The sequence below is a fragment of the Acinetobacter sp. AG3 genome (assembly GCF_022343575.1).
Taxonomy (GTDB): domain Bacteria; phylum Pseudomonadota; class Gammaproteobacteria; order Pseudomonadales; family Moraxellaceae; genus Acinetobacter; species Acinetobacter guillouiae.
The window spans coordinates 1-9815 of sequence record NZ_JAKQZD010000004.1 but is presented as its reverse complement, the minus strand read 5'-3'; the positions used below and the strand labels follow the sequence as shown (position 1 = coordinate 9815).

The window sequence follows — 9815 nt, the reverse complement described above, 5'->3', positions numbered from 1 at the left end:
AACATCGAATAACGAAGATCATAAGGTTTGGCGACCGTTATGATTTCACGCTAAGGCTTGTACCTGAACTCCATTTTCACAGCAAAATGCATTTAGATCAAGACTCAAAATGATAAGTCTTCGTTAATACAGTGTTTTTAATCATCAAATAAGTTCCTAGATCGAGCTTTGCCTTCTTCTGCGTGTCCGTTTTATACGGCTGGCATGTGGTGTGGGTGGAAGGAACAAGCGACGCTAGCGCACCACAGCGATTGTTTTAGATGGATATAACAAGAATCTAAGGCAAGAGTTGCTACTAGGGAAAATCGACAAAGCAACAGCGTGATGAGTAGTTCAGGGATGCTTTAAATTGTATGTTGGGGAAACCCTCACAGAGATAAGCAAACTGTTCGGTTTGAGAACGTGTCGATGCGGTGTGTGAATCGTAATCTCAGCCTATGTAGGAAAGTACAATTACCTACTGTCGTGGACGACCGATGCGTGGCTCCGTCAGCCTGAAATTGGTATTCGGCAATACTTTAAGAGCTAGCAATTTTTGCGGGCTCTTAGGGTGAGTATTGCCGAAACTCACTCAACGTTCACCATCAGCCTAAAGGGCTTGCCCGACGGCTGATGTGACTTTGAGTGAGTTGAGTGTATATATGTATGAAGCTAAGTAGACAAAAATTAATTTGTAGGAAGTCTTTTCAATTTACTAAATATTTTTAAATTTTATTGATTTTTTGATGTACAGGAACACAAGGATAACTTAAGATTACAATGATTATCTAGGAATACTATGATTACTAAGATAACAGGATAACGTCATATTTTTATATTAATCAATAGTTTGAATATATTTTTTGTACTATATAATACAACAAATTTGTTTTTTTGAAAAAAAAAGCTTTTAAAATTATTTTTTCTGTTGTATAAAGGTTAAATAATTTTATTAACCTGATTTGTACCATGATTTATAAATTAAAGGTTGATCTTAATAAGTAATTGAAATATATAGGAATAATGTTAATATGACTGAAGATTCAAACACAAATGATGAATCAAATAAAAATGTTAAACCTATTGCGAAAAATAGATCACCAGCTTTTAAGCGTAAGGCTACACGAGAACGAATTTTTGGTGACTCAACGGAATATCAGTTGTGGAATAGACAGAAAGATAATGGTTATGTCCATTTACCCCGTGTTTTACCTATGGTTTCGAATATTTTAGATTCGTTAAGCAAAGGTAAGCCTTTAGGTGCGACTTATTTAGCTTTATGGTTTAGAACATTTGATGAAATGATTATTGATACAAGTGATGAGTCAGTTATTGCTTATGAGTCTGGATTTCATAGTGAAAGACGAATTACATCATGGCAATCACGAATTGCATTATTGGAAGATTTTGGGTTTATAAAGACTCAAAAAATTGGTAGTAGATACCAATATGTTTTGTTACTTCATCCTGTTAAATCGGTTGAAGAATTAAACAATAAGGGTTTGATTCAGAAGGAAATGTATGACCTGTTTATGCATCGTGCATATGCAGTTGGTGCAATATCTTGAAGATTAAATTTTTTGAAATAAAGGAAACTTTAGTATGAGTAACTTTTTAAATGGTTGGAGTATGAATAATGCTCTTTTAAGAAAGAAACGTGATGTTTATCACGTAAAAGTAGAGAGGTATAGGTATGGGTGTTTTGCTCGTAATGGACCCAATGTTATTGGGTTTTATAATTTTCACAATGTGTTTGGTTGCACTTATTTTAAGCACAGCAATATTGATCTTTGCTTGTAGAGCAAGAACCAATATTAATGTCAATTTAAGTATAGGACCTTTGATATTCAGCTTTTTGTCTGGCACAGATATCAATGGTTTAATAGAAGTGATCAAAAGTTGGTTTAACTTTTAACTCTAGGAGATAAAATTAAAAGAAGATGAGTCTGCAAACTCATCTTTTTTTTCATCTATACTTTTATAATAAGAAAATATAGTTTTAATGTGAATATCATTTATTAATTATCAATAATTAATACAGTTATGTGTGAAAGTTGAATTATCCATAACGAGTTTTAGATATGTTAACTTTTCCTACAATTAACATAATACGGATTATGCGAAGTCGACTTGTAATGCAATTTGCATTACACTATTCCTAATACATTAAATACTTGGGAAATATGATGGCTACTGTTAACTTCAGGGTCGATGAAGCCCTTAAAGAAAAATCTTATTCAATCCTTAAAGAGCAAGGTATTGCACCTACTGATTTCTTCACTAGTATTCTTGAGTATGTTGCTACGACTGGGAAACTGCCTGTCAAAAAAGCTTTGCTTTCGGAAGAAGATGAAGAATTATTAGCTCTTGTCCGTAAGCGCATTAATGATCCTAAAGAGATGTTTGAGGAAGTCACATTAGATGACTTATAAGCTTTTACGTCACAAGGACTTTACAGCAGAATGGGAAAAACTCCCTGTTGCTATACGAGATCAATTTAAAAAGAAACTAGCCAAAGTCATAGAGCAGCCACATATTCCAAAGAATATGCTTAGAGGCGATCTTGCAGGTTGCTATAAAATCAAATTATTAAAAGCTGGTGTCCGACTTGTCTATCAAGTTAAAGATGATCAGGTAGTTATCCTGCTCATTACCGTCGGAAAACGAGCTGATAGCATAGTTTATGACGAAGCGAAAAAGCGAATTAAAGACTAAAAATGGGAGCTTATAGCTCCCATTTTTGCCTTCGTATAAGGTGTATTATGTTAATTTTAGGAAAGGCTCTAGACTAGCAGAATGATTATGTTAGTCTAGAGCCATATAATTAACATTATTGAAGTATTTTACATGGCAATTTTTCGACATTCTTCTGCACACTGACGGCAAGCCTCAGCACATTTTTTACAATGATCATGTGAATGTTTTTCACACTCTTCCGCACAATATTCACAGATCTTAGCACAAAGCTCACAAATCTCTTTGAGGAAAGGTGAGTTATGTTGTTGCATACGCACACATAACTGACAAATATCTGCACATTCTAGACAACGTTGAATACATTCACGCATCATCTCTAAATCTTTTTCTTTTAAACAAGAAGTTGCACATTCAGTACAAATAAGTGAACAGTTTGTACATGCAGAAATACACTCTGAAAATTCCGTATTAATCATTTTTTACTCTCAATTTATATAATCAAAGAAATAATTAAAACATAATTTTTTTCTACTAATTATTTTAAATTATTAGTAAATGTAATACATAATGTTAATTTATATGAATAATGTTAATTTTAACTAAATCTTATTTATATTCCAAATTATTAAAAAACAGTTTTTAATTAGGCTAGATGATCAAGTATCAAAAGCAGCTATTCTTAAAATAACTGCAATAATTTTATCACTTTAAAAATAGATTTTCCCTCTATTTAACATAATGGGCGTTATACGAAATTTAATTATTTTTGCTAAAACACTATTTGAAAATATAAAAACCATAAAAAAATTATGGTTTTTTTTGTATCAACTTGTTTGTTGTCTCTATTTCATTGAATACTTCAAATTTTTTCCGATCATTATTGGATTTAACAACTAGAGTTAAAATAAAAAACATTATTATAAAAGCCAGGAAAATCAAATACATTCTCATTATTAAGTCCACTATTAGTGCTATGAAAGTATGCTTCCTTATGACAAATAGATAGGACATAAAAAATGAAAAGTAAAGCTCGACACTTTGAAATATGGCTTTTGCCATGTTTCAAAGTCGAGCCACTTTGCGACATCCGGTATTGATAAGATTAAGAGAAGAACCGAGCAAAGTACTTACCAGTAATTATTTAGGATCAATCACACAGTAATCTTTATTCGTTCCGTGACAGTCATTTTTCATGATCCGTACACAAGCTCTACCATTACAATTTTTAATATCTAGGTTGTAACTCTGTTCTAACCAAGCTGCTTCTGCTCGACGCTGCTGGATTTCATCAAAACTTGGAATAAATAAAAATATAAAAGACAGGAAAACTAATACCAGACTAAGGGAAATTGCACACAACAAGGCAATAAATCTGTAGTTCAATTTATCGGTGGCTTTATCTAACTCCTGAATACGACCTTGAAGGGCGCGTGTAGCTTCCTGATTTGCGTTATTTAGGGTCTTTTTGCTCTGTTCTAGTACCCCACTAGCTACCTTGTTGTAAAACGTCTCTAATCGCTTGTTATCATCTGCTATGGCTTCCCTGTATTCCTTCATGGAGGCTAATAAAATATATAACTGGTCGTCTAAATCGTTTTGATTGCTCATAGGGAAGGCCCATTTCTATTCATGCTTTTGCGTTGTTTCAGCTTCATCGCTTGTTCTTGCTGTAGCTTTAACTGCTTTTTATGTTCCAGTTCTAGGCGTTTAGCTTCCTGATCTTTCTTCCATTGCTCAAAGCCTTTTTCAACACGGTTGAAACCCTGTTCTAAGGTCTGTTCCTTGTGCTGTTGTTTGTATTGGAGCTGTTGACTGTTCTGCTGTTTGATCGTGTCGTTGAAACGGCTAATTTCAGTATCTATGCCCTTTCTGCGCATCTGGGTGACTTTACTGCCTTCATGTATGGTGGCCTGTAGCTGATTACCTTGATCGGCATAACTGCGGTGGTCGATTCTTTCCCGATACCCTGCATATTCCAGAGCATGATTGGCTAAGTTTGCCCAGGTGGCTCGAATCTGTTTAATTTCTTCTTGGCTTGTTCCCATGCCTAAGCTTTTTCTTTTGGTGTTACTTAACTCAATTTCCGATTTTTGAGTGAGGACCAGTTTATTTTCAGTATCTAATTCTGCTTTGCGAGTTGTCAGTAAGATATGTGCATGATGGTTTTTATCATCTCCACCTTTGCTAGGTGCATGAATCGCTAAATCTGCAACCACCCCATAACGGTCTACTAAAGATTGGGCAAACTCTCTTGCTAGTTCTTTTCGCTGTTCTTCATCCAGCTCGTCCGGTAGAGCAATTACCCATTCACGTGCGGTTCGGGCATCTTTCCGATTTTCTGATTTTTCCGCCAGATTCCACACTTTGCTTCGGTCTAATTCAGTATCCAAGTTAGAAAGAATCTCTGTATACACTACACCTTCTTTTTTCGTGAAGTCGTGCGTTAATCCTGTCCGTTCATCTGTCAACTTTTCCCCTGCACGATAAGCCATAGAGGCAACCGCAGTTCGTCCCGAACTTCGGTTAACGGTCTTAGTCGTACAGTGATAAATTGCCATGCCTTAGCCTTGTGATGGTTTTGCTTTTGCTTTTAAAAAATTGCGTAGCAATTTTTTGGGGTTAAGGGGTATCCCCTTACGCAAACTTTGACTTGGATGAAATCCAAGTCGTAAGTGCGCATTTCATGAAAAACACGATAGCATATAGCCCGCTTGAATTTCAATTCATAGGGCCTTATGCTTGAGTGGTTTTCTATGTCCCGAAATCTGACTCATGACAAAAGCTACTGAAACTCTTGAAAAGAAAATCGAAGCCCAATTAGAGAAGCTGAAACAGTTAAAGGCTCGCAAACAAGCTATCGAAGCTAGAGAAAAATCAAAGCAAAAAGAGCAGGAAAGAAAGGATGATACTCGACGTAAAATTTTGCTCGGTTCTTATTTGATTAAAAAAATGAATGCCAATGAAGCCAATAAAGAAAAAATACTCGCTGAACTCAACGAGTATTTAACAGAAGATCGGGATAGAAGGCTATTTGATCTTTAATAATGTTCCCATAATTTTTTCCATGCTTCTAATTTTTCATTAAGAAATTCTGTGCATTTTTTTTCATTTTCCGGCAATAATCCTAGGTTCAATAAGTTTATAGCTCCATATTTAGAGCAGTAGTTATGCCAATAATTTAAGTAATCACTCAAGCTATGCTCTAGCTCATTTTTACACTTAAATGCATGTAAAATTATTATAGGCGGCACATTATAAAAAACTTCTGAATATATCCTGAATTTTTCATATTCATTTTCTGGTAGGTCATTTTTTATCAATAATTTATCTACATTATTCATAATTAATTAGCCTTAAATCCTAAGTCTTTTAGATATGGAATGAACTGTTTTTGTTTATCGGAGTCTTTTAGCATGTCTTTGATTCGACTAGCTAAAGCCCCATAACTCTCATTACCAACAGCTAAATATGATAATTCTGGCAATTGGGCAAGTTGATTGCCAAACATATTAATTTGTGCATCAGACATTTTAAAAAACATATCTACTGTTTTTTCATCTCGTCCTGTTTCTATTGTTTTTGGCTTTGGTTTTTCTTTGACAGTGAACTTAAAACCAATCACAGAACGCCCACGCTTAATATTTTCATAATTTAGATCAATGTCAGTGTTGGAAGTGATCTCATCCAGTGATGGTTTGATTACACGGTCTTTTAAATTACCAATACGTCTGTACGACTCAGGCAATCCTAGCTGCTCAAATAATTCATCAAGGCTGATCTGAAAACTACCCATTGTTTGATGCTTCTTGGCTAGGTGGTAGAAATCTAATGAATAGTCTTTCTTAAGTCGTAAAACTACCTCCTTTTTATACTTCGTGTAAGGATTTAGAGCATCGAACTCTCTAAGTAGCAATAGAACTTCATCTGTAAAATATAGCTCTGTACCCCCTTGTCCTGCTAAATAAACTACCTTATTAACCCATCTGATTTTTACTCGGTTGCCCTCTGTGGTTGTGTAACCAAAAAATCGAGTAAATAAACGATCTGTAGCAACTTCTAAAGCGGTATAAGCCGTTGATAAGTCAATTCCACACTCTTTAGAGAAGTCACTTGATGAAATGAAAACACGGTCATTACTAGAAATTTTAGTTGTTCTAGCCAAGGGGGTCGCCATGATGAATAAGCGTTTTTCATCAAGAGACATTCCTCTAAAGCATTCAGCAACTCTATTTTGTAGTACAACCCAATCTTTAGGGTAGTGTTTTCTTATGTCCATATTTATAATTAATCTGCACTGTAAAACATTGTAGTTTTATATAATAGTCTACAAATATATTCAAGTAGTTTTATACTTGGCGTTTGTAGTTTTAAAACTTGGCGTTTGTAGTTTTATAAAGACATTTAACTTGGCGTTTGTAGTTTTATACTTGGCGTTTGTAGTTTTATAAAGTTTGAAAGCTATGAATAGTAAGGCATACAGAGAGGCGAAAAGTCTTTAAAAGCTTTTTAAAAGATAAAAAGGAAAATACAGAAAATAAAACTGCCCTAGGTACTCGCTAAAGCTCGTACTCTATTGAAGCTCGTTCCTCGCTTCGAGGGGCCGTTTTTAATTAATTTCAGTACTAACGTCTAAAAGCAAAAACAGGACTATGGCACTCGCTTCGCTCGTGGCTTTTTAAAAGCAAAAGCTTCAAAGTTCGCACCCATTCGGGATGCTCTGTATCTACCGTTTAAAATCTAAAGGAAGCTTGTAATCAGAGAAAGGGCGAGCGTGAAATTTTGATGATGCTCAATCGCTCGTAGACACTCGCTCGGTTCTTATTATCTAGGTTTTAATTATTTAATGAAGCTAATCAAAGTTGTGAAACATTGCTTAAATAATAGGCGTGGAACGTGAAAAATCATAAAAAAAGCCCACCTTGGGGAAGATGGGCTATAAACTAGAAACTACAGCATTGATTTCTAAGTGGAATTATAACGTATTTCGTATAAGGTGTATTATGTTAATTTTAGGAAGTCTTTACAGTTGGCCTTCAAGTAACTGACCTATTTCTAACCTGGTATAGCCACGTTCTTTAAAAATCAAAATAATTGCTTTTTTATAATCTTCAGAAGTAGAAGTCTTATATTTAGTTATCAGTTGATTCTCAGAATTCAGCTCTAGATCATTTTTGATGGTCAATACTTCGCTAGAGATCCTATTAAAGATATTTAGGTTAAACATACAGGCACTCGTCATCCGTTATAGCGGCCCGACTACAACAAACACCTGCCTTAGCTTAGCTAGACACCCTTGGCCGCAAGGATTACAAATTAGACAAGATTCTGCAAGTTTTGCAGAATTGAGAGCCTGAATATTCGACGAAATTATTGTTCACTTAACATAATGGCGATTATGCGAAATGCTCTGATTTTATTGAATAATATCAGTTAATTGAGATACATGAAAAAGCCCAGTTTGCATAAACTGGGCTTTTTAGTGGATCATTCATCTAATATGCTTATTTTATACGCAATTTTAAATTCCATTGATAAGCTGATATACAAAATGATTGGCATGAATGACAGCCAATTTCAGCCAGTTGGACTGAAATAATGGCCATCATCCCTACCAATCGCCTAAAACAGCCTCTAGGAGCGTCACCATGCAGAATTTAGCCGAATTTGATGTAACGCATCCTGATGTAATTAAAGGTCAGTTTGAGGAGCGTTGTCGCTCATTGGCGGTCGGTTCTAGGATTGCCATCAGTGAACAGGGGAAGTTGGTCTATCTGTCCAATTTCGAGCAATTAGCACAACGTTTTCCTGATTTAGCACCAGCGTTTAAAAATCAGATGAAACAACAGTATGAGTTGTAACGGTTGGCTGTTCGCTTAAAAGTTTTTTAATTCATCTAGTAATGCTTGTCTATCTGCATCACTCACTACTTTTGCTTTTAAACCATTGTGGATTACTGGTTTTGGCTTCACAGCAACGATAGTTTCTTGCTGTTCTATTTTAGGTTGAATAGCGTGAACAACAGGATTCACAGATGGTTGTTGAATCGCTTTCAGATAACGTAGACGAATAGAGTTAATCGACACCACTTTATCGAATTTTTCCAGCAGTTCCTTTTGAATATCCTGATAGGTGTAATTGAATGTTCGGTCTTGTTTACGTTCAACGATCAGATCAATCATCACGCCCGTAATTTTATTTTTGATGCCCATAAACTGCCTATTTTTGTGATTTAACACATATTCAAACGTTTTAACACATTTTAATACATCGTCAGATTTTTAACACATTTTAATACACTTTAACACATGGGAATGGTTTTTAAGGCTGTGATTTCTAGGGCAGGATAGGCACAAAGTGCCGAAATACTACCATTTTTATGATTTACTCAAAGGATGCTGTAGTAATGGACTGTGGATTTAAGGCTATTATGTCTAGGGCAGGATAGGTGCAAAGGGCACAAACGATATCATTTTGCTAAAAAAAATTGGAATAAGAAGTATGTCTTTACTGACCATTGTCGAAGCGTCAAAACAGTTTAACGTGACCAGACCTCGTATTTATCGAGCAATTAAGCGTGGCGAACTGACCACGGCTTTAAATGAGGATGGAATACAAGTTGTACAGATACAGGATATGATTCGTCTTTTTGATAACATCAAGAAAAAGCCTGTTCCCAAAAATGTTCGACATGTTGTTCCTGATACAGATATAAAATTAATTGAAATTCTAGAAGAACAACTAAAGAAATCAGAAGAAGATAAAGCTTTTTTAAAGCAACAAATAATTGATATTAGAAAAGATTTCAATGAATACAAATTGCAGATAGAAGATAAAAAGAAGTTAAATCAAGAAACAGATAGAACAAGTAGCGATCATGTTCAAGAAGAAAAATCATTACAGGTAGAACATGACGAAAAAACCACTGTCACAGCACCGTTAGGTCATCAAATTGAAAAGCCAGTGAAGAAAAGTTTATTTAGTCGATTGGTGGGTGAGATACTTCGCTAAGTGCAGAAATTGAACCAATTTTTTTAGATATTTGGTAAATAACTACCTAATTTAAAGAAAAAGCCCATTGAGTATTGAAACTCAATGGGCTTTCGCTTTATATTCAGCGGTACGCAGTTATTTGATGCTAG

Annotated in this window: 13 protein-coding genes; 6 read left to right on the top strand and 7 right to left on the bottom strand. The window is 34.9% G+C overall.

What is annotated here, in order from left to right:
* The first annotated feature begins 1010 nt into the window (after positions 1-1010).
* The 3 genes from L3V46_RS22805 to L3V46_RS22795 all read left to right on the top strand — a co-directional run bounded on the left by L3V46_RS22805 (position 1011) and on the right by L3V46_RS22795 (position 2694).
* Positions 1011-1547 carry a hypothetical protein gene (locus tag L3V46_RS22805; protein ID WP_239046825.1) on the top strand — a complete coding sequence of 179 codons (537 nt, stop codon included), beginning with the start codon at positions 1011-1013 and terminating at the stop codon, positions 1545-1547.
* A 618-nt stretch (positions 1548-2165) separates the two neighbouring features.
* Positions 2166-2411: a type II toxin-antitoxin system RelB/DinJ family antitoxin gene (locus L3V46_RS22800; protein WP_000246756.1), complete on the top strand. Its 246-nt coding sequence runs from the start codon at positions 2166-2168 to the stop codon at positions 2409-2411.
* Positions 2401-2694, top strand: a complete 294-nt coding sequence (locus tag L3V46_RS22795) for a type II toxin-antitoxin system RelE/ParE family toxin (RefSeq protein ID WP_000221358.1) — start codon at positions 2401-2403, stop codon at positions 2692-2694. The genes L3V46_RS22800 and L3V46_RS22795 overlap by 11 nt, the downstream gene beginning before the upstream one ends.
* Positions 2695-2822: 128 nt before the next feature.
* Here L3V46_RS22795 and L3V46_RS22790 read toward each other — a convergent pair whose 3' ends face one another.
* From L3V46_RS22790 to mobQ, 3 genes are all read right to left on the bottom strand, one after another.
* Complete coding sequence (locus L3V46_RS22790; RefSeq protein ID WP_004641881.1) at positions 2823-3152, bottom strand: four-helix bundle copper-binding protein; 330 nt, start codon at positions 3150-3152, stop codon at positions 2823-2825.
* A 661-nt stretch (positions 3153-3813) separates the two neighbouring features.
* Positions 3814-4284, bottom strand: a complete 471-nt coding sequence (locus L3V46_RS22785) for a hypothetical protein (protein WP_239046824.1) — start codon at positions 4282-4284, stop codon at positions 3814-3816.
* Complete coding sequence (gene mobQ / locus L3V46_RS22780; RefSeq protein WP_065995589.1) at positions 4281-5234, bottom strand: MobQ family relaxase; 954 nt, start codon at positions 5232-5234, stop codon at positions 4281-4283. The genes L3V46_RS22785 and mobQ overlap by 4 nt, the downstream gene beginning before the upstream one ends.
* Before the next feature lie 214 nt (positions 5235-5448).
* On the opposite strand from mobQ, the gene L3V46_RS22775 reads away from it, so the two are divergent.
* The gene (locus L3V46_RS22775) at positions 5449-5718 is read left to right on the top strand and encodes a mobilization protein (protein WP_239046823.1); all 270 of its coding nucleotides are present in this window, start codon (positions 5449-5451) and stop codon (positions 5716-5718) included.
* Here the strand turns inward: L3V46_RS22775 and L3V46_RS22770 are convergent.
* The 3 genes from L3V46_RS22770 to L3V46_RS22760 all read right to left on the bottom strand — a co-directional run bounded on the left by L3V46_RS22770 (position 5715) and on the right by L3V46_RS22760 (position 7900).
* Positions 5715-6017: a hypothetical protein gene (locus tag L3V46_RS22770; protein ID WP_104129294.1), complete on the bottom strand. Its 303-nt coding sequence runs from the start codon at positions 6015-6017 to the stop codon at positions 5715-5717. The two genes, L3V46_RS22775 and L3V46_RS22770, sit on opposite strands and share 4 nt — an antisense overlap.
* 2 nt (positions 6018-6019) lie before the next feature.
* Entirely contained in the window at positions 6020-6958 is a 939-nt protein-coding gene (locus L3V46_RS22765) for a RepB family plasmid replication initiator protein (protein ID WP_104129293.1), read from the bottom strand.
* Between the two features lie 738 nt (positions 6959-7696).
* Complete coding sequence (locus L3V46_RS22760; protein ID WP_057979931.1) at positions 7697-7900, bottom strand: hypothetical protein; 204 nt, start codon at positions 7898-7900, stop codon at positions 7697-7699.
* Positions 7901-8321: 421 nt separating this feature from the next.
* Here L3V46_RS22760 and L3V46_RS22755 point away from each other — a divergent pair, with 421 nt between their 5' ends.
* Positions 8322-8534 carry a hypothetical protein gene (locus L3V46_RS22755; RefSeq protein WP_239046822.1) on the top strand — a complete coding sequence of 71 codons (213 nt, stop codon included), beginning with the start codon at positions 8322-8324 and terminating at the stop codon, positions 8532-8534.
* Between the two features lie 15 nt (positions 8535-8549).
* On the opposite strand, the gene L3V46_RS22750 is transcribed toward L3V46_RS22755, so the two are convergent.
* Positions 8550-8885, bottom strand: a complete 336-nt coding sequence (locus L3V46_RS22750) for a hypothetical protein (RefSeq protein ID WP_239046821.1) — start codon at positions 8883-8885, stop codon at positions 8550-8552.
* 289 nt (positions 8886-9174) lie between these two features.
* Here L3V46_RS22750 and L3V46_RS22745 point away from each other — a divergent pair, with 289 nt between their 5' ends.
* A complete protein-coding gene (locus tag L3V46_RS22745) occupies positions 9175-9684 on the top strand; it encodes a plasmid replication DNA-binding protein (protein ID WP_239046820.1) in 510 nt (169 codons plus the stop codon).
* Positions 9685-9815 lie beyond the last annotated feature (131 nt).